The organism is Microbacterium sp. MYb64, assembly GCF_002979495.1.
Classification (GTDB): domain Bacteria; phylum Actinomycetota; class Actinomycetes; order Actinomycetales; family Microbacteriaceae; genus Microbacterium; species Microbacterium azadirachtae_A.
This window is the reverse complement of the sequence record NZ_PCOW01000030.1, coordinates 1-18107: the sequence shown is the minus strand read 5'-3', so window position 1 is coordinate 18107 and position 18107 is coordinate 1. Positions and strand designations below refer to the sequence as shown.

Annotated in this window: 15 protein-coding genes, 1 tRNA gene and 1 other RNA gene; 11 read left to right on the top strand and 6 right to left on the bottom strand. The window is 71.0% G+C overall.

What is annotated here, in order from left to right:
- Nucleotides 1-128: 128 nt before the first annotated feature.
- Nucleotides 129-201, bottom strand: a tRNA-Val gene (locus CQ044_RS18295).
- A gap of 41 nt (nucleotides 202-242) precedes the next feature.
- On the opposite strand from CQ044_RS18295, the gene CQ044_RS18290 reads away from it, so the two are divergent.
- Nucleotides 243-1373 carry an aminotransferase class V-fold PLP-dependent enzyme gene (locus CQ044_RS18290; protein WP_105689792.1) on the top strand — a complete coding sequence of 377 codons (1131 nt, stop codon included), beginning with the start codon at nucleotides 243-245 and terminating at the stop codon, nucleotides 1371-1373.
- 27 nt (nucleotides 1374-1400) lie between these two features.
- Here CQ044_RS18290 and CQ044_RS18285 read toward each other — a convergent pair whose 3' ends face one another.
- Nucleotides 1401-3575 (bottom strand): heavy metal translocating P-type ATPase, encoded by a 2175-nt coding sequence (locus CQ044_RS18285; RefSeq protein ID WP_181158384.1) that lies wholly within the window; start codon nucleotides 3573-3575, stop codon nucleotides 1401-1403.
- Between the two features lie 70 nt (nucleotides 3576-3645).
- Between CQ044_RS18285 and CQ044_RS18280 the strand changes: the two genes are divergently transcribed.
- Nucleotides 3646-4050 carry a YchJ family protein gene (locus tag CQ044_RS18280; protein ID WP_105689791.1) on the top strand — a complete coding sequence of 135 codons (405 nt, stop codon included), beginning with the start codon at nucleotides 3646-3648 and terminating at the stop codon, nucleotides 4048-4050.
- Nucleotides 4051-4099: 49 nt separating this feature from the next.
- Nucleotides 4100-4852 (top strand): zinc ribbon domain-containing protein, encoded by a 753-nt coding sequence (locus tag CQ044_RS18275; RefSeq protein ID WP_105689790.1) that lies wholly within the window; start codon nucleotides 4100-4102, stop codon nucleotides 4850-4852.
- A gap of 18 nt (nucleotides 4853-4870) precedes the next feature.
- On the opposite strand, the gene CQ044_RS18270 is transcribed toward CQ044_RS18275, so the two are convergent.
- A complete protein-coding gene (locus tag CQ044_RS18270) occupies nucleotides 4871-5710 on the bottom strand; it encodes an aldo/keto reductase (protein WP_105689789.1) in 840 nt (279 codons plus the stop codon).
- A gap of 145 nt (nucleotides 5711-5855) precedes the next feature.
- Between CQ044_RS18270 and CQ044_RS18265 the strand changes: the two genes are divergently transcribed.
- Together CQ044_RS18265 and rnpB are read left to right on the top strand one after the other, a co-directional pair.
- The gene (locus CQ044_RS18265) at nucleotides 5856-7586 is read left to right on the top strand and encodes a bifunctional 3'-5' exonuclease/DNA polymerase (RefSeq protein ID WP_105689788.1); all 1731 of its coding nucleotides are present in this window, start codon (nucleotides 5856-5858) and stop codon (nucleotides 7584-7586) included.
- A gap of 12 nt (nucleotides 7587-7598) precedes the next feature.
- Nucleotides 7599-7962: RNase P RNA component class A (gene rnpB / locus CQ044_RS18260), an RNA gene on the top strand.
- 79 nt (nucleotides 7963-8041) lie between these two features.
- Here the strand turns inward: rnpB and ppgK are convergent.
- Complete coding sequence (gene ppgK, locus CQ044_RS18255; RefSeq protein WP_105689787.1) at nucleotides 8042-8785, bottom strand: polyphosphate--glucose phosphotransferase; 744 nt, start codon at nucleotides 8783-8785, stop codon at nucleotides 8042-8044.
- Nucleotides 8786-8851: 66 nt separating this feature from the next.
- Here ppgK and CQ044_RS18250 point away from each other — a divergent pair, with 66 nt between their 5' ends.
- From CQ044_RS18250 to CQ044_RS18235, 4 genes are read left to right on the top strand one after another with little or no spacing between them, the layout of a single operon-like run.
- Nucleotides 8852-9055, top strand: a complete 204-nt coding sequence (locus CQ044_RS18250; RefSeq protein WP_045270620.1) for a hypothetical protein — start codon at nucleotides 8852-8854, stop codon at nucleotides 9053-9055.
- A 5-nt stretch (nucleotides 9056-9060) separates the two neighbouring features.
- On the top strand, nucleotides 9061-10398 hold the full coding sequence (locus CQ044_RS18245; protein WP_045270619.1) for a glutamine synthetase family protein: 1338 nt from the start codon (nucleotides 9061-9063) through the stop codon (nucleotides 10396-10398).
- A 12-nt stretch (nucleotides 10399-10410) separates the two neighbouring features.
- On the top strand, nucleotides 10411-13392 hold the full coding sequence (locus CQ044_RS18240) for a bifunctional [glutamine synthetase] adenylyltransferase/[glutamine synthetase]-adenylyl-L-tyrosine phosphorylase (RefSeq protein WP_105689786.1): 2982 nt from the start codon (nucleotides 10411-10413) through the stop codon (nucleotides 13390-13392).
- A gap of 48 nt (nucleotides 13393-13440) precedes the next feature.
- Nucleotides 13441-14364 (top strand): diacylglycerol kinase family protein, encoded by a 924-nt coding sequence (locus tag CQ044_RS18235; protein ID WP_105689785.1) that lies wholly within the window; start codon nucleotides 13441-13443, stop codon nucleotides 14362-14364.
- 55 nt (nucleotides 14365-14419) lie between these two features.
- On the opposite strand, the gene CQ044_RS18230 is transcribed toward CQ044_RS18235, so the two are convergent.
- Entirely contained in the window at nucleotides 14420-14812 is a 393-nt protein-coding gene (locus tag CQ044_RS18230; protein WP_105689784.1) for a hypothetical protein, read from the bottom strand.
- A gap of 120 nt (nucleotides 14813-14932) precedes the next feature.
- A complete protein-coding gene (locus CQ044_RS18225; protein WP_105689783.1) occupies nucleotides 14933-15538 on the bottom strand; it encodes a TetR/AcrR family transcriptional regulator in 606 nt (201 codons plus the stop codon).
- Between the two features lie 120 nt (nucleotides 15539-15658).
- Here CQ044_RS18225 and CQ044_RS18220 point away from each other — a divergent pair, with 120 nt between their 5' ends.
- Complete coding sequence (locus tag CQ044_RS18220) at nucleotides 15659-17101, top strand: MFS transporter (RefSeq protein WP_105689782.1); 1443 nt, start codon at nucleotides 15659-15661, stop codon at nucleotides 17099-17101.
- Complete coding sequence (locus CQ044_RS18215; RefSeq protein WP_105689781.1) at nucleotides 17098-18039, top strand: alpha/beta hydrolase; 942 nt, start codon at nucleotides 17098-17100, stop codon at nucleotides 18037-18039. The genes CQ044_RS18220 and CQ044_RS18215 overlap by 4 nt, the downstream gene beginning before the upstream one ends.
- Nucleotides 18040-18107: the final 68 nt, after the last annotated feature.

The following is an 18107-nucleotide window of genomic DNA, read 5'->3' as shown; positions in this document are numbered from 1 at the left end:
GGCAGGTCGTGCCAACGAAATCGGGATGCTGCGCCGGGGAGGCTTGTCGACTCCGCACAAAGGCGCGCGAGAGTCAGCCTAGCCCGGTTCGCATGGTCGGGGTGCACAACGGCGGGCGGGATGACGGGTGCGCCCAGAGAGACTCGAACTCCCGACCACATCGGTGTAAACGACGTGCTCTACCAACTGAGCTATAGGCGCGTGCCCTCCAGCCTAGCGGGGCGGTGTGCCAGGCTGAGCGCATGAACCTTCCGCACGACGATGTCGATCCCGACGGCCTGCTGGAGTACTCGGTGGTCTTCACGGACCGCTCCCTGAACCACATGTCCGCGCGCTACGTGTCGGTCATGCAGAGTGTGCAGTCCGATCTGCGCGCCGCCTACCGTGCGACGACGACCGCGATCGTCCCCGGCGGCGGCACCTACGCGATGGAGGCGGTGGCCAGGCAGCTCGCCACCGGGCGGCGCTGCCTCATCGTCCGCAACGGATTGTTCTCCTACCGCTGGTCGCAGATCCTCGACACCGGCGGCATCGCGCAGAACACGGTGGTGTGCACGGCCCGGCCCGAGTCGGACGACGCGCAATCCGCGTGGGCGCCGGCGCCGATCGAGGAGGTCGTCGCTGCGATCCGCGCGCAGCGCAGCGAGGTCGTCTTCGCGCCGCATGTGGAGACCGCGGCCGGCATCCTGCTGCCGGACGACTACGTGCGCGCCCTCGCCGATGCGGTGCACGAGGTCGGCGGCCTGCTCGTGCTGGACTCGATCGCGTCGGGCGCGCTGTGGGTCGACATGGAGGCGCTCGGCGTCGATGTCCTGCTGAGCGCCCCGCAGAAGGGATGGAGCGGATCCCCGGGCGCCGGTTACGTCATGCTGCGCGGCGCGGGCCGGGAGGCGGTGACGTCGCGCACCTCGTCGAGCTTCGCGATCGATCTCGCCCGGTGGCTGTGGATCTCGGAGGAGTACGTCGCGGGGCGTGCTCCGTATCACGCCACGATGCCGACCGACACGCTCGCGCACAACGCCGTGGCCATGACGGAGACGCGCGAACGCGGTTTCGACACGCTGCGTGCCGCCCAGTGGGATCTCGGCACGCGCGTGCGCGCCCTGCTGGCCGAACGCGGCCTGCCCTCGGTGGCCGCGGACGGCTTCGCCTCGCCGAGCGTCGCGGTCGTGCACACCACGGATCCGGGGCTCCGGACCGGCGTGCTGTTCCGCGAGCAGGGGCTGCAGATCGCGGCAGGAGTGCCGCTGCACTGCGGTGAGCCCGAGACGTTCTCGACGTTCCGGATCGGGCTGTTCGGCCTGGACAAGCTCGCCGACGTGGACGGCACGGTCGATCGGCTGGCGGCCGCCCTGGACCGGATCGGGCGCTGAGCCCGACCCGGTCCGGACGTCCGGGGATCAGCGCGTGCGCTGTTCCGGCACCGCGGCGACGCTCTCGGGCCGCAGGTCGAGCCGGCGCAGCAACTGCGCATTGAGCGCCACGACCACGGTCGAGACCGACATCAGGATCGCGCCGACGGACATCGGCAGCACGAAGCCGATCGGGGCGAGCACTCCTGCCGCGAGAGGCACGGCGGCCAGGTTGTAGCCGGCGGCCCACCACAGGTTCTGCCGCATCTTGCGGTAGGCGGCCCTGGACAGTTCGATCGTCGCGACGACGGAGCGCGGATCGGAGCTGGCCAGCACGACTCCGGCGGAACCGATCGCGACGTCCGTGCCGGCGCCGATCGCGATGCCCACGTCGGCCCGTGCGAGCGCCGGGGCATCGTTCACGCCGTCGCCCACCATCGCGACCGTGCGTCCCTCGGACTGCAGCTCGGCGACCCGCGCCGACTTGTCCTCGGGCCGGACGCCCGCGAAGAACCGTTCGATGCCGAGCTCGGCGGCCACCGAGGCGGCCACGGCCTCGGCGTCGCCGGTGATCATCACCACGTCGACGCCGCGCTGCTGCAGCGCGCGCACCGCGGCGCGGGACTCCTCCCGGATCGCGTCGGCGAGCCGGAGCGCGCCTGCCACCCGACCGTCGACGAGCACGTGCAGGATGATCGCGCCCTGTGCGCGCCACCCGGCTGCCTCGGGCATCTCCGCCGCCCCCGCTTGCCGGAGCAGCGCCGGCCCGCCGACCTCGACCGTGCGTCCGTCGACGGTCGCGCGCACGCCGAGCGCCGGCTCGGAGCGGAATGCGGACACCGTGCCGCGGGCGAGGCCACGGCTCTCGGCGGCGGTGCGGATCGCGGCCGCGAGCGGGTGCTCGGAGTCGGACTCCGCCGAGGCGGCCAGGCCGAGCGCGTCGTCTTCGGTGAAGTCCGCGGCCACGGCGATGCCGGTCACCGCGGGCGCACCCTCGGTCAGTGTTCCGGTCTTGTCGAACAGCACGGCGTCGACCTTGCGCATCCGCTCCAGGGCCATACGGTCCTTCACGAGGATCCCGCCGCGCGCCGCGCGCTCGGTCGCGATCGACACCACGAGCGGGATCGCCAGGCCCAGGGCGTGCGGGCAGGCGATCACGAGGACCGTGATGACCCGCACGACCGCGGCATCGGGCAGCCCGATCGCCGTCCATACCGCCGCGGTCAGGATGCCGGCGAGGAGGGCGAACCAGAAGAGCCAGCCCGCCGCGCGGTCCGCGAGGCGCTGCGCGCGGGAGGACGAGGATTGCGCCTCGGCGACCAGCCGCCCGATCCCCGCGAGGGCCGTGTCGTCTCCGACCGCGGTCACCCGCGCGCGCAGCGCCGAGTCCGTCGCGATGGTCCCCGCGACCACCTGATCGCCGCTCGTGCGCGGCACCGCACGGGACTCACCCGTGATCATCGACTCGTCCAGGTTCGCGGATCCCTCAACGACCACCGCATCGGCCGGCACCCGGCCTCCGGGGCGGATCAGCACCACGTCCCCGACCCGGAGGTCGGCCGGGGCGACGAGCTCGACATCGTCTCCGCTCACGCGCTCGGCCTGATCCGGCAGGAGCGCGGCGAGCGAATCGAGGGCAGAGGTCGTCTGCGCGAGCGAGCGCATCTCGATCCAGTGTCCGAGCAGCATGATCACGATGAGGAGGGCGAGCTCCCACCAGAAATCGAGCTCGTGGTCGAGGAGTCCGAGCGCGGCACCCCACGAGGCGAGGAATGCGACGGTGATCGCGAGCGCGATGAGCAGCATCATCCCGGGACGGCGCCCGCGGATCTCGGAGATCGCGCCGGTCAGGAACGGCTGTCCGCCCCAGAAGTACAGCACGGTGCCGATCACCGGAGGGATCGCCTGCAGCACGAACAGGTCCGGCACATGGTACCCGACGAGCATCGCGAACATGGGGGAGAAGGCGACGACAGGCACCGCCAGCACCAGCATGATCCAGAACAGACGGTGGAACCGGGCGACGTGGTCGCCGTGTCCCGCGTGTCCCGCGTGACCGGCGTGCTCGTGCGATCCCGCGTGATCGGTGTGGTCGCCGTGGTCCACGTGCGCGTCGTGCGACGGCACGTGGTCCGTCGCGATGTGCATCTCGTGTCCCGCTCCGTGATCGCGCATCGCGATGCCGTCCGCGGGGTGGCCGTCGTGCGGTGTTCGTTCGTCCATGATGGGCTCAACCCTATACCCCCTAGGGGTATTCCTGAGGCGAGTGCCGCGAGCGAATAGGCTGGAGGCGATGAGCGATGGATCCGGCGCCGGTCAGGGCGCGCAGCGGTGCCCGTGCGGCAGCGGCGACCTCTTCGACGCCTGCTGCGGTCCGGTCCTCGCCGGGCGCCCGGCGCCGACCGCAGAGCGTCTCATGTGCTCGCGGTACACCGCGTTCGCGATCGGCGATGCCGGGTATCTGCTGCGCTCGTGGCACCCGTCCACGCGGCCGACGAGCCTCGACCTCGACCCCGAGGTGCGCTGGCTGCGCCTCGACATCCTCGCGAAGGTCGGCGGAGGGCCGTTCGACGCCGAGGGCGTCGTGGAGTTCGAGGCGATCCACCGGGATGCGAACGGCCGCGGGGTGCTTCACGAGCGCAGCCGCTTCGTGCGGGAGCACGGGCATTGGTACTACGTCGACGGCGACCTGTCCTGACACTGCCCGCGCGCACGGCGGCACGCCTGTCTGGCGTAGGTTTAGGGGCGTGAAAGCCAACCCCGCGCACCAGATCGTGCTCCTCGACATCGCCGACATCGACCGCCGCATCGTGCAGGCCGACTACGCGCGGACGCATCCGGTGCAGGGGGAGCGGATCAACGAGCTCTCCGCGCTGCGGCAGGGGCAGCTTCGCGAGCTCACCGCGCTGTCCGGCGGGCGCGACGACGTGCAGGCGGAGCTCAAGCGCCTGGAGTCGGACGTGGCCCTCGCCGCGCAGCGCCGCGACAGGGATGCCGAGCGGCTCGCCGCGACGCAGAACCCCAAGGACGCCGTGGCCCTCGAGCAGGAGATCGCGAGCCTCGGCCGCCGGATCAGCGACCTGGAGGACGCCGAGCTCGAGCTCATGGGCCGCCTCGAGGATGCGGAGGCGGCGGTCGCCGCCCAGCAGGCGCTCATCGACGAGACCGTGGCAGAGGGGACGCGGCTGACCGTGGAGGCCAAGGCGGTCATCGCCGCGGCGACGACCGAGGGCGAGCAGCTCGCCCGCGACCGGGGCGCGCTCGTCGACTCGGTCTCCCCGTCGCTCATGGCCGAGTACCAGCGCCGCGTGGGGCGCACCGCGGGCGCGGCCCTGCTGCGCCGCGCCACCTGCGAAGGGTGCCGGATGGTGCTCTCCGGGATCGATCTGAACGTCATCCGTCAGGCCGCGGACGACGAGGTCGTCTCCTGCCCCGAGTGCGGCTGCATCCTGATCCGCACCGAGGAGTCCGGGCTGAAGAGCTCCGCGCCGACGGACTGAGTCCGCGGCGCGGCGCCCTCAGAACTCTTCGTGGGTCGCGGGATCGGCGCCCCAGAGGCGTCCGTCCGCCGCGCCGATCGCCGTGATCGCGGCGATCTCTTCCGTGCTCAGTCGCACCTGGGCGGCCGCGAGGTTCAGCGCCTGATGCTCGGGGGACGCCGCCTTCGGGATCGCGACCACACCGCGGCCCGCGTGCCAGGCCAGCACGGCCTGCGCCGGCGTGATGCCGTGCGCTGCGGCGACGCGCGTGATCGCGGGATCGTCGAGCACGTCGCCGGCCCGGCCGAGCGGGCTCCACGCCTCGGTGAGGATGCCCTGGGCGCGGTGGTACGCCAGCGCCTCCTCCTGGGGGAAGCGCGGGTGCAGCTCGATCTGGTTGACGACCGGCCGCACGCCCGTCGCGTCCTCGATGCGCTCCAGGTGCTCCGGCAGGAAGTTCGACACGCCGATCTGGCGCACGAGGCCGCGCTCGCGCGCCTCGATGAGCGCCTGCCAGGCCTCGACGTAGGAATCCACACGCGGCAGCGGCCAGTGGATGAGGAACAGGTCGATCGCGTCGACGCCGAGACGGAACCGGCTCTCCTCGATCGCGACGAGCGCCTTGTCCCGCGCGTGGTGGCGCCCGGCGAGCTTCGAGGTGACGATGAGTTCAGCGCGGTCCACGGCGGCCCCGGAGACGCCCCAGCCGACCGCGCCCTCGTTCTCGTAGTTGAAGGCGGAGTCGATGAGCCGGTATCCGCTCTCGATGCCGCTGCGGACCGCATCCGCGCCGGCCTCTCCGCGGAAGCCGTAGGTGCCGAGCCCCTGCGCGGGCAGGGCGAAGCCGTTGTGGGCAATGAAGGGGGATGCATCGGACATGGGGGACTCCTCTCCGGTGACTCCACGCTAACCGCCGTCGGCGCGGAGCGCGCGGTGGGCGATACATGCCGACACACCCGGGGGATCGGCTCCGACGCGACGTGGATGCCGTGCGGGGGCGCGATGAGGGCGTAGATTCGAAGACATGATCGAATCGGCCGCTCCGCACGAGATCGTGCTGGGGCGGTCGACCCGGCCCGACGCCTGGTCGCTGGTGCTCTTCGACGCGCAGGGGGCGGAGCAGAGCAGGCGCGAGATCGCCGCGTCCGAGCTGCCCGTCGAGGTCTCCGGCCTCGAGGCGGGCGCCAGCCCGCGCTGGGTCGTCCGGCATCTCCGCGAGGTGTATCCGCCGCTGCTCGCCGCCGGGATCAGGATCCGCCGCGCCCACGACCTGCTGCTCTGCCACGCGATCCTCCGCGATACGACGAGCCTCGCGGACCCGATCCCGTCCTCATCGCGATGGGTCAGAGCGGATCCGCTGGTGACGACCATCGAGACGCCCGCACTGTTCGACCTGCACGAGGTCTCGTCGCAGGGCGGCGGCGACTCGTATGCGGAGATCGACGAGCTGCTCGCCGAATACGCCCGCCAGCGCGCGGCTCTGCGTCGCGCGCCGGACGGACGCCTCGCTCTGCTGTGCGCGGCCGAGTCGACCGGGGCTCTGGTCGCGGAGGAGATGACGGCGGCGGGCCTGCCGTGGAGCACCGCGGTGCACGAGCGGCTCCTCGTCGACGCACTCGGTCCGCGCCCGGCGTCCGGCGCGCGGCCGATCCGGATGGCCGAGCTCGCGGTCGCGATCGGGGAGTCCCTCGAGGACAGCACCGTCAACCCGGACAGCCCGCCGCGCCTGCTCAAGTCCCTGCGCCGGGCCGGGATCCTCGTCGACTCCACCTCGCGCTGGGAGCTCGGCGAGATCGAGCATCCGGTCGTCGAACCGCTTCTGACATATAAGAAGCTCGCCCGCCTGTTCACGGCGAACGGCTGGTCCTGGCTGGCGGAGTGGGTGCGCGAGGAGCGCTTCAGACCGATCTACCTCACCGGCGGCGTGGTCACCGGCCGCTGGGCGTCGAGCGGCGGGGGCGCGCTGCAGATCCCGCGGAGCCTGCGCCCCGCGGTGCGCGCCGATGACGGATGGACACTCGTCTGCGCGGACGTGGCGCAGCTGGAGCCGCGCGTGCTCGCGGCGATGTCGAAGGATCGGGCGATGGCCGCGGCCGCGAGAGGCGCCGACCTCTACGAGGGCGTCGTGCGCTCTGGCGCGGTGCAGACCCGGCAGGAGGCGAAGTACGCGGTCCTGGGTGCGATGTACGGCGCCACGACCGGTCCCAGCGGCCAGCTCGGTCCGCGGCTTCGGAGCGTGTTCCCTCGCGCGATGGCGCTCGTGGATGCGGCGGCCAAGACGGGGGAGGACGGCGGCGTGGTCTCGACGCTCCTCGGTCGCAGCTCGCCCCGGCCCGACGCGATGTGGGCGGCCGCGCAGGCGCGCGCGAGCGATCCGGATGCGGACGGCTCCGACGAGCGCGTGGCGCGGAGCAGAGCTAGGGATCGCGGCCGGTTCACGCGCAACTTCGTGGTGCAGGGCACTGCGGCCGAGTGGTCGCTGCTCTGGCTGGCCGAGATCCGGCACCGTCTGTCGGCGCTCCCCGACGCGCACGAGCCGGCTCCGCGCTCCGGCCCTGTTTTCGCGCGGCGTGCGCACCTGGCCTTCTTCCTGCACGACGAGGTGATCGTGCACGCGCCGCTCGAGCAGGCCGACGATGCCGCTCGCGTCGTGCAGGACGCAGCGGAGGCCGCGACCCGTCGGCTGTTCCCCGGATTCGACATCGACATCCCGCTCGATCTGCGGATCGCGGAGGACGCGGGCAAGGACTCGTAGACTGGAGTCGAACGGGTCGGCTGGACGGTCGCGTGGCGGGAGACCGCACCGAGGAACGTCCGGGCTCCGCAGGGCAGGGCGGTGGGTAACACCCACCCGGAGCAATCCGCGAGACAGTGCCACAGAGAGAAGACCGCCCCGCAAGGGGTAAGGGTGAAAGGGTGGTGTAAGAGACCACCGGGGGCCGTGGTGACACGGCCCGCCAGGTAAACCTCGCCCGGAGCAAGGCCAGACAGGGGATGTTGACGCGGCTCGCCGAGTCCCCGGGTAGGCCGCTGGAGCGGCGCGGCAACGCGTCGCCGAGAGAGATGACCGTCGAAGGGATGCCCCGAGAGGGGCCCCGGCACAGAACCCGGCGTACAGGCCGGCCCGTTCCTCTCACGAAGAAGGCCCGGATCCGCGAGTGCGCGGATCCGGGCCTTTCTCGATGGGCGCGCCCGTTGAGCGCGCAAGGGTCAGTCGCCCGCGAGCGAGGCTGCGCCGATGATGCCGGAGGAGTTGCGGTGGATCGCCGCGACGATCGGGGTCTTCAGGTCGAGCAGCGGAATGAACTTCTCCGGGTGCTTGGAGACGCCACCGCCGACCACGAACAGGTCGGGGCTGAACAGGAACTCCACGTGCGAGAAGAAGTCCTGCAGCCGTGCGGACCAGTCCTCCCAGTTCAGCTCGTCGCGCTCCATGGCCGAGTAGGCGGCCCACTTCTCGATCGATTCGCCGCGGAAGTTCAGGTGACCGAGCTCGGTGTTCGGCACGAGCACGCCGTCGTACAGGAAGGCGGAGCCGATCCCGGTGCCCAGCGTCGCGAGGATCGTGAGGCCGCGGGCATCGCGCGCCGCGCCATGACGGCTCTCCGCGACCCCAGCCGCATCCGCGTCGTTCACGAAGTGGATCTGGCGGCCCAGGCCGTCCTCGAAGAACTGCTCGGCCTCGAAGCCGATCCACTCCTTCGAGATGTTCGCGGCGGACAGCGTCTTGCCGTACTTCACGATCGCCGGGAAGGCCACGCCCAGGGGCAGGGTCGAGTCCTCGACGCCCAGGGTCGTGAGCACCTCCTTGACGGCCACGAGAACGTCGGAGGGTGCCGCGCCCTTCGGCGTGGGGACCCTGATGCGGTCCGATTCGAGGGTTCCGTGCTCGAGGTCGACGATGCCGGCCTTGATGCCGGTTCCGCCGATGTCCACGCCGATCGCTTTTGCCATGCGCAACAGCCTAGCGAGACGCGGGCGCGCCAGTAGGATCGTGACAAAGGCCCAGGAGGAGCAGCGATGTCCGGCGAGAACAAGTACTGGTTCAACAGCAGCACCGGCGAGGTCGAGTACGGTCTGGAATCGCCGTCGATCGACCGGATCGGTCCGTTCGACACCGCCGAGGAAGCCGCTCGCGCCCCTGAGGTGCTCCAGGAGCGCGCCAAGGCGTGGGCCGACGAGGACGCGGCCGAGGACAACTGGGGCCCGGACGGCGCTCGATGAGCGGGATGGACAAGCAGCGCGACTTCGTCCTGCGCACCATCGAGGAGCGCGGCGTCAAGTTCATCCGCCTCTGGTTCACCGACGTGATCGGCACCCTGAAGTCGGTCGCGATCGCGCCGGCCGAGGTCGAGGGGGCCTTCGCCGAGGGCATCGGGTTCGACGGCTCCGCGATCGAGGGGCTCACCCGCACGTTCGAGTCGGACCTGCTGGCGCAGCCGGATCCGACGACCTTCCAGATCCTGCCGTGGCGCGGCGAGATCGACCCGACCGCGCGGATGTTCTGCGACCTGACCACCCCGGACGGGCGCCCCGCTGTCGCCGATCCGCGTCACGTGCTCAAGCGCACCCTCGCCAAGGCGGCCGACGCGGGCTTCACGTTCTACACGCACCCGGAGATCGAGTTCTACCTGCTGAAGTCGTCGCAGTTCGGCCCGGAGGGACCCGTTCCTGCGGACTCCGCGGGCTACTTCGACAACGTGCCGGGCGGCACGGCGCACGACTTCCGGCGCAGCGCCGTGCGGATGCTGGAGGACCTCGGCATCTCGGTGGAGTACAGCCACCATGAGGGCGGTCCCGGCCAGAACGAGATCGACCTGCGCTACGCGGACGCGCTCACCACCGCGGACAACATCATGACCTTCCGCACCGTGGTCAAGGAGGTCGCGATCGAGCAGGGCGTGTACGCGACGTTCATGCCGAAGCCGCTGAACAACCACCCCGGCAGCGGCATGCACACGCACCTGTCGCTCTTCGAGGGCGACCTGAACGCCTTCTACGAGGAGGGCGCGAGGTATCAGCTCTCCCGCACGGGGCGTCAGTTCATCGCCGGGCTCCTGCGGCACGCCAACGAGATCGCGGCGGTGACGAACCAGTTCGTGAACTCGTACAAGCGGCTCTGGGGCGGGGACGAGGCGCCGAGCTTCGTGACCTGGGGTCACGCCAACCGCTCCGCGCTCATCCGCGTGCCGATGTACAAGCCGAACAAGGGCCAGTCCACGCGGATCGAGTACCGCGCGCTGGATTCCGCCGCGAACCCCTACCTCGCGTACGCGCTCATGCTCGCCGCGGGGCTCAAGGGCATCGAGGAGGGCTACGAGCTGCCGCCGGAGGCCGAGGACAACGTGTGGTCGCTGAGCGACGCAGAGCGCCGCGCCCTGGGCTACGCGCCGCTGCCCGCCAGCCTCGACCACGCGCTCGAGCTCATGGAGGAATCGGAGCTCGTGGCCGAGACCCTCGGCGAGCAGGTGTTCACCTACGTGCTGCTGAACAAGCGCAAGGAGTGGGAGGCGTACCGCGGTCAGGTCACGCCGTTCGAGCTCAAGAGCAACCTCGAACTGCTCTGATCGGGGACCGCGGTGCCCCGGTTCGACGACTCGCTCTCCCTGTCCGCGCTCGCGCGGCTCGGCTTCGTCGGTCTGTCCGACGCATCCGCGGGGCTGCATGAGATCGGTGAGATCACCGGTCTCGCACCCTCGACGCTGATCGTGCCGCTGCGCAGCGCGGATCCGGACGAAGCTCTGGCAGGCCTCATCCGGGTCGCCCGCAGGGATCCGTCCGCCGTCACGGCGGTGCTGTCCGACGAGGCGGCCCGAGGCCGCGCCTGGGCGGTCTTCGGTGCTTCGCCGGGGCTCGGCCGGTTCTTCGAGCGCAGGCCGGAGGAGCTCGCGCTGCTGCGCGAGGAGCGCGAGGCGCTGCCGACCGCGGATGAGCTCCGTGCGACGCTGCTGTCCGCCGTCGGCGCCGTGGACGGCTTCGCCGCGGCCGGCGACGCGGCCGCCCGGGTGCGGCTGCGTGTCGCGTACCGGCGCGCGGTCGCGGGGATCGCCGCGTGGGACCTCGCCACGGCGGATCCGGTCCAGGCCGTGGACGCCGTCTCGGCGGCACTCGCCGACGCCGCATCCGCCGCGCTGGAGGCGGGGCTCGCGATCGCCCGCACGGCGGTCGCCGGCGACTCGTCGGACGCGCGCAAGGACACCGCCCTCACCCGGCTCGCGATCATCGGGATGGGCAAGACCGGGGCGCGCGAGCTGAACTACGTGAGCGACGTGGACGTCATCTACGTCGCCGGCACCGCAGACGAGGAGCGGCTGTCCGAATCCCGCGCGATCGACATCGCCACCCGCCTCGCGCGCGAGACCATGCAGGCCCTCGCGGGGATCGAGGCGGAGCCGCCGCTCTGGGAGGTCGACGCCGCGCTGCGGCCGGAGGGCAAGCAGGGCGCACTGGTGCGCTCGCTCGGCTCTCATATCGCGTACTACGACCGCTGGGCCAAGAGCTGGGAGTTCCAGGCGCTCCTCAAGGCGCGGGCGATCGCCGGCGACCCCGAGCTGGGCGAGGCGTACGTGAACGCCGTGCAGCCCAAGGTGTGGTCGAGCGCGGCGCGGGAGGACTTCGTCGGGAGCGTGCAGCGGATGCGCGAGCGCGTCACCGAGCACATCGCGCCGGAGGATGTGCCGTATCAGCTCAAGCTCGGCCCTGGCGGCCTGCGCGACATCGAGTTCACCGTGCAGCTGCTGCAGCTCGTGCACGGACTCACGGATCCGCAGATCCGCACCAGGGGCACGCTGGAGTCTCTCGACGCGCTGGTCGCCGGCGGTTACATCGGCCGCGCCGAGGCCGGGCTGTTCGCGCACGACTACCGGGTCCTGCGGCTCATCGAGCATCGGCTGCAGCTGCGGGAGATGCAGCGCACGCACCTCGTGCCGCGCGACGAGGAGGCGCTGCGGGTGCTCGGCCGCGCCACGGGCCTCGCCGAGACGGCGGGCGGCATCCGGGGCGTGTGGGAGGACGTGCGCCGCGAAGTGCGGGACCTGCACACCCGCCTGTTCTACCGCCCGCTGCTGAGCGCCGTCGCCTCGCTGCCCGAGGAGGAGCGCACGCTCTCCACCGATCAGGCGCACGACCGTCTCGCGGCGATCGGCTTCCGCGACCCTGCCGGCGCGCTCCGCCACATCGGCGCGCTCACCACCGGCCTCAGCCGCAAGGCGACGATCCAGAAGCACCTCATGCCGATCATGGTCCGCTGGTTCGCCGACGGCACGGACCCCGACTACGGCCTGATCGCTTTCCGTCGCATCAGCGAGCGCCTCGGCGACACCCCGTGGTTCCTGCGGATGCTGCGCGACTCCTCCGGTGCGGCCGAGCGGCTGACGCGCGTGCTGTCCTCCTCGCGCTACGTCGGCGAACTGATGGAGTGGATCCCCGAGTCCGTCGCGTGGCTGGAGAGCACGGAGCAGCTCCGGCCTCGGCCCCGGCCGGCCCTCGACGAGGAGGCCAGGGCGATCCAGACGCGGCACGACACGATCCTCGACGCGATGCGCTCGGTGCGCGCCCTGCGGCGGCGCGAGCTGCTGCGCACGGCGATGGGTGCCGTGCTGGATGTGCTCACGATCGACGACGTGGCCCTCGCCCTGACCGGGATCACGGATGCCACGATCCAGGCCGCGCTGCGGGCCGTGCGCCGCGACGTCGTGCCGGAGGAGGACGATGCCCTGGACTTCTCCGTCATCGGAATGGGCCGCTTCGGCGGCGCGGAGCTCGGATTCGGATCCGACGCGGACGTGCTGTTCGTGTACGACGCGAACGGCGTCGAGTCGCAGCGGGCGCAGCAGCTCGCCACGCGCATCGTGGCCGGGCTCAGGGAGCACCTCACGGATCATCGTCTGCCGCTCGACCTCGACGCGGACCTTCGCCCGGAGGGGCGCAACGGTCCGCTCGTGCGCACGCTCGACGCCTATGCGGCGTACTACCGCCGCTGGTCGCTGTCCTGGGAGGCGCAGGCGCTGCTGCGGGCCAGAGGCGTCGCGGGCAGCCACAAGCTGATCGAGCGATTCCTGGAACTCGCCGACCGCGTGCGCTACCCCGAGTCGCTGGATCTGGCCTCAGTGCGGGAGATCAAGCGCATCAAGGCGAGGGTCGAGGGGGAGCGGTTGCCGCAGGGCGTGGATCCGCGCCGCCACCTCAAGCTCGGCCCCGGCACGCTCAGCGACGTGGAGTGGCTGATCCAGATCGTGCAGCTGCAGCACGCGCACGCGGTGCCGGCGCTGCGCACGACGTCCACGCTCGCGGCGCTGGACGTGGCTGTGACGGCGGGGTTCGTGCCGGAGGAGTCCGGCGAGCTCCTGCGCGAGGCGTGGCGGCTGTCCAGCCGGTTGCGTTCGGCGATGACGTTGCTCACCGGGCAGACGAAGGACGTGCTTCCTGCCGACCCGCGCGAACTCGACGGCGTCGGCAGGATCCTCGGCTATCCCGATCGCTCCGCAGCGGCTGTCGAGGAGGAGTACCTGCGGGTCACGCGCCGGGCCAGGAAGGTCTTCGAGACACTGTTCTACGGCTGACGGGCGCTTCTCGTGCCGTTCCTGTCGCGGCCCAGAGAGGATGGACTCATGACGATCATCGGCGTGGTCCGTAATCCTGTGAAGCTCGAATCGGAGGAGGAGGTGCGTTCGGCGATCCTGGAGCGGCTCCCCGACGCCGACATCCGGGTGTTCGACACGACGGAGGACGACCCGGGCCGGGGGATGGCAGAGGAGGCGGTCGACGCCGGATGCACGCTCGTCTTCGCGGCCGGAGGAGACGGGACGGTCCGCGCGGTGGCCGGGGTGCTGGCGGGCACCGACGTCGCGCTCGGGATCCTCCCGCACGGCACGGGCAATCTGCTCGCGCGGAATCTCGGGGTGCCTCTGACGGGGACGTCCGCCGCGGTTGCGCATGCCCTCTCCGCGGAGCCGCGGCGCATCGACGTGGGCACGATCGAGGTGACCGACGGCGACGCCGCGGGCGAGCACCTGTTCGTCGTGATGGCAGGCCTCGGCCTCGATGCGCGCATGCTCGAGGAGACCGATGACGAGCTCAAGGCGAAGGCCGGCTGGCTCGCGTATGTGAAGGCGCTCGGAGCCGCCGCGGCCGGCACTGAACTCGTGCCGGTGGAGCTGAGCCTCGACGACGAGCCCCGTGATCGTGCGCGCGTCCACACGCTCATGATCGGGAACTGCGGGACGATCCAGGGCGGGATCACACTGCTGCCGGACGCCGTGCCGGACGACGGGCAGCTGGATCTCCTGCTCATCAGCGCGGACGGCGTCGCGGACTGGTTCGAGACGGTTCGCACCGTGGTCTGGGACAACGGCCTGCGGCGGCTTCTCGGCGGAGAGACGACGAGCACGGACGTGGTGCGCCATGCGTCGGCGCGCAGTATCGACGTCGAACTCGGCCGCCCGCAGCCGTTCCAGATCGATGGGGAGGAACGGGGAGAGGTGCGCTCGTTCCGGGCCGGCATCCGTCCCGGCGCCTTGCTGGTCCGCGCCTAGGCCGCGGACGATGCCTGCCTGGCCGGAGCCGGGACGGGCATCGTCCGCTGAGCGTTCAGGCCTTGCGGAAGTACTGGTTCGAGGATGGTGTCCAGAGCAGCCCGATCGCGACGACGGTGAGCGCGACCGCGATAAGGTCCGCCAGATCCACGCCGTCGAACAGCCCGACGAGGCCGAGGAGCTCGAGGATCGTGACCGTGATGCGTGCCCAGTTCTTGCCGGCCTTCATCTTCCAGAGGAAGAGCAGTTCGATGAGGGAGAGCGCGATGGTGATGATGCCGAACCCGATGAGGACATTGCCGCTCAATCCGGGCCCGGGCCCGACACGCTCGCCGGTGGAGTTCAGAAACGATCCGCTCGTGATCGCCAGGACGCCGATGACGACGCTGAGCACGATCGAGATCAGCAGGATCCAGAACGAGACTTTGACGGGGGCGGGTGCGGACATGAGACCTCCTCGAACACGGGCCCAGGGCGGGCGCCGCCGCCACTCTGTCATGGCCCGCGTTTCCGGGACCGGAAACGAGGAGGCGGCTACGGGGCAGCACGTAGTGGGAGACCCCGCGCGTCAGATCTCCACGGTCAGGAGGCGCTGGATCTGCTCGCGGACGAGCGCGACCATGTCCACGTCGTCCCGGTTCAGCAGCCACTGGGTCTGGACGCCGTCCGTCAGCGCGATGAGCGTGCGCGCGGCGGATTCCGGATCCACGCCCGCGACCACGTCGCCACGTGCCTGCAAGGCGGTGAAGGTGTCGCGGAGGAAGGCGACCGCGAACTCGTAGCGCTCCCGCAGGTACTCGTGCAGCGGATGGTCCGAAGAAGTGGCCTCGGCGGCGAGCGTCACCTGGAGCTCGACCATTCGCTGTGCGCCCTGGTTGTATCTGGCTGCCTCGATCCACTGCCTCAGCACTTCGAGGGCATCCTCCGATGACGACATCTGCCGGATCGCCTGCTCGTCCCGCCAGCCCAGCACCGCGTGCAGGAGGTCGAGCTTGGTCGGGAAGTAGTGCCGCACGCCGGCGTGGGTGAGCCCCGCCTTCGCGGCGACCTCGCGCAGGCCGCCGGTGCGGTAGCCGGCCGTCGCGAACACCTCGAGGGCGGCCTCCAGGATGGCCGTACGACGCGCCTCGCCCTTCGGATAGCGCCGTGGGGCGGGGGAGGGATCGGTGCTCACGGATTCGAGGCTACCTCAGCGGATCCGGATCATGGAAGAAAAACCACCCAACTGGATGGTTTTCTGTTAGTGTCGTCGCCAGTCGAGCCGATCGAGCTCGCACGATCCCCTGGAGCCACCATGGTCAACGCCGACCCGACGCTCGTCCCCGGCAACCCCGACACGCCAGATCCCGCTCCCGCGCCGGGAACCTCGGCGCTGTATCGGCGCGGGTCGCATTTCCGCCGCTATCGCGTGAGCTATCTGATGGCCGGGCTGTCGATCGCGGCGATCTGGGGTGCGGTGGGCGGCATCCTGCTTCCGCTGCACGTGCAGCAGATCGAGTTCGGACAGTTCTTCAGCGGTGCGGACGCCGGCGTGGATCTGCAGTCCCTCACCGCGCTCAAGTACGCGGTCGATGCGGGGAGCACCGTTCCGACCGCCGACCAGAGCAGACTGCTCGGGCTGCTCGCCGAGTTCGAGGCGGCACGGGCGCTCGGCCTGTCGTCGATCGCCGTCGTCTCCTCGATCCTGACCATGCTCATCCAGCCCATCGCCGGCATCCTCTCCGATCGCACGCGCTCGCGCTGGGGACGGCGCGCTCCCTGGATCATCGCGGGCGCGGTGATCGGTGCCGCGCTGCTCGTGGCGATGCGGTTCTCACCGACGATCGGGCTGCTGCTGGTGACCTATTCCGTCGCCCAGCTGGGATTGAACCTCGCCTCCGGGCCGCTGAATGCGACGGTGGCCGACAGGGTGCCGTCCGGACAGCGCGGGTCGATGTCGGCGTTGTCCGGGTTCTCCTCGCTCATCGGCGGTGCGATCGGCTCGATCGTGGCGGGAGCCCTGTTCGCGATCATCGGTCTCGACGCGTACTTCCCCTTCGTCGTCGCCGTGATCGTGTTCACCGTGCTCTTCGTCCTGCTCGCTCGGGATCGATCCTCACGGGACCTCGTCGTGCCCCCGATGACTCTCCGACAGGTGCTGGCCTCGTTCACGGTCGCGCTCAGGGACCGAGACTTCCGCTGGCTGTGGATCGCGAAGGTCGCGCTGCTGTTCGGCGGCGGAGTGTCCGGCGCGTTCGGCATCTACATGCTGCAGAGCTACATCCGGCCGGGACTCTCCGCCGCCGAGGCCGCGCAGATCTCGCCGTTGCTCGCGATGGCCGGGATTCCAGGGACCGTGGTGGCACTGCTCGTCGCCGGCTGGTGGTCGGATCGGGTCGGGCGGCGCAAGCCGTTCGTCATCGGCGCGACGTTCCTGATCGCCGGGTCGATGTTCATCCCGCTGCTCAGCCCGACCCTGCCCGCCCTGTTCATCCAGGGGGTCATCGCCGGAGTGGGGGTCGGCACGTTCCTCACGGTCGACCAGGCCATGTTCATCGACCTGCTGCCGGACAGGGACGCGGCCGCCCGCGATCTCGGGGTGAGCACGCTGGGCGGCAACCTCGGGCAGGCGCTCGGCCCGCTGCTCGCAGGTGTGGTCGTCGCGGTGACGGGCGGCTACACGGCGCTGTGGATCGTGGCGATCGTGATCGTCGTGATCGCTGCTCTGCTCGTCTTCCCGATCCGGCGAGTGCGATGAGCGTGCTCCCGCCTCCTCTGCGCCCCACCGTCGCGAACCAGGTGCTCGCGCGCATGCTGCTGCGCACCGCGGCCCGGTTCATGCCGGAGGAGAGCACGACGAGTGCCGAACTCATCGCCCTGGATCCGGAGCTCGGGTCCGTGGTCACGGAGGACGTCGCCGTGCCGGGCCCGCGCGGGCCGATCCCGGTGCGCCTCTACCGCCGGCACGACGCGGAGCCGCGCGCGGGTTTCGTATGGGTGCACGGCGGCGCCTGGATGTTCGGCACGCTCGACTCCCCGGAGGCGCACGCGGTGGCGATGTCGATCGCGGCGCGCGGGATCGCGGTCGCCTCGGTCGACTACCGCAAGGCGCGCGGGCGCACGTGCTTCCCCGTCCTCTCCGACGACGTGCTCGCCGCCTGGCAGTGGGTGCATGCCCATGTCGATCGACTGGGAACGACGCAGGAGAGGCTGCACCTGGGAGGTGCGAGCGCGGGTGCGAATCTCGCCACGGGCGTGGTGCGACGGCTCATCGCGGCGGGGGAGCAGGCGCCGGCCACTCTGGTCGCGGCGTATCCGCTCCTGCACTTCGTCCTGCCCCCGCTCCCGGAGGATCTCGTCGCGGCCCTCGAGAGCACGCCTCCGCCGTTCCGTTTCACCCCGCGCATGGTCAGTCTTCTGAACCTGAACTGGGCGGGCGTCCGGTACCACGAGGATCCGGTCGCCTTCCCGGCGCTCGGTCCGCTGGATCGCATGCCGCCCACGTTCGTGATGGACGCGGAATCCGATGAGCTGCGGGCATCGTCGGCGGCGTTTGCGGCCGCACTGGAAGCAGCCGGCGTCGAGACCGGCTACGAAACCGTGCCGGACACCTTCCACGGCTATCTGGCTCAGCCGGGGACGCCTGCCGCGCAGGACGGCCTCCGTCGGATCGCCCAGTGGATCGATCAGCACTGACCTCCCGCCCGCCACCGACCCTCCGTTCGACGCTTCGGACGACCCACCGAGAAGGACAGTACGTGACC

Coding starts and splice junctions, on each gene's coding strand:
- CQ044_RS18290 (WP_105689792.1), top strand. CDS start 243: ATGAACCTTCCGCACGACGATGTCGATCCCGACGGCCTGCTGGAGTAC.
- CQ044_RS18285 (WP_181158384.1), bottom strand. CDS start 3,575: ATGGACGAACGAACACCGCACGACGGCCACCCCGCGGACGGCATCGCG.
- CQ044_RS18280 (WP_105689791.1), top strand. CDS start 3,646: ATGAGCGATGGATCCGGCGCCGGTCAGGGCGCGCAGCGGTGCCCGTGC.
- CQ044_RS18270 (WP_105689789.1), bottom strand. CDS start 5,710: ATGTCCGATGCATCCCCCTTCATTGCCCACAACGGCTTCGCCCTGCCC.
- CQ044_RS18265 (WP_105689788.1), top strand. CDS start 5,856: ATGATCGAATCGGCCGCTCCGCACGAGATCGTGCTGGGGCGGTCGACC.
- ppgK (WP_105689787.1), bottom strand. CDS start 8,785: ATGGCAAAAGCGATCGGCGTGGACATCGGCGGAACCGGCATCAAGGCC.
- CQ044_RS18250 (WP_045270620.1), top strand. CDS start 8,852: ATGTCCGGCGAGAACAAGTACTGGTTCAACAGCAGCACCGGCGAGGTC.
- CQ044_RS18245 (WP_045270619.1), top strand. CDS start 9,061: ATGGACAAGCAGCGCGACTTCGTCCTGCGCACCATCGAGGAGCGCGGC.
- CQ044_RS18235 (WP_105689785.1), top strand. CDS start 13,441: ATGACGATCATCGGCGTGGTCCGTAATCCTGTGAAGCTCGAATCGGAG.
- CQ044_RS18230 (WP_105689784.1), bottom strand. CDS start 14,812: ATGTCCGCACCCGCCCCCGTCAAAGTCTCGTTCTGGATCCTGCTGATC.
- CQ044_RS18220 (WP_105689782.1), top strand. CDS start 15,659: ATGGTCAACGCCGACCCGACGCTCGTCCCCGGCAACCCCGACACGCCA.
- CQ044_RS18215 (WP_105689781.1), top strand. CDS start 17,098: ATGAGCGTGCTCCCGCCTCCTCTGCGCCCCACCGTCGCGAACCAGGTG.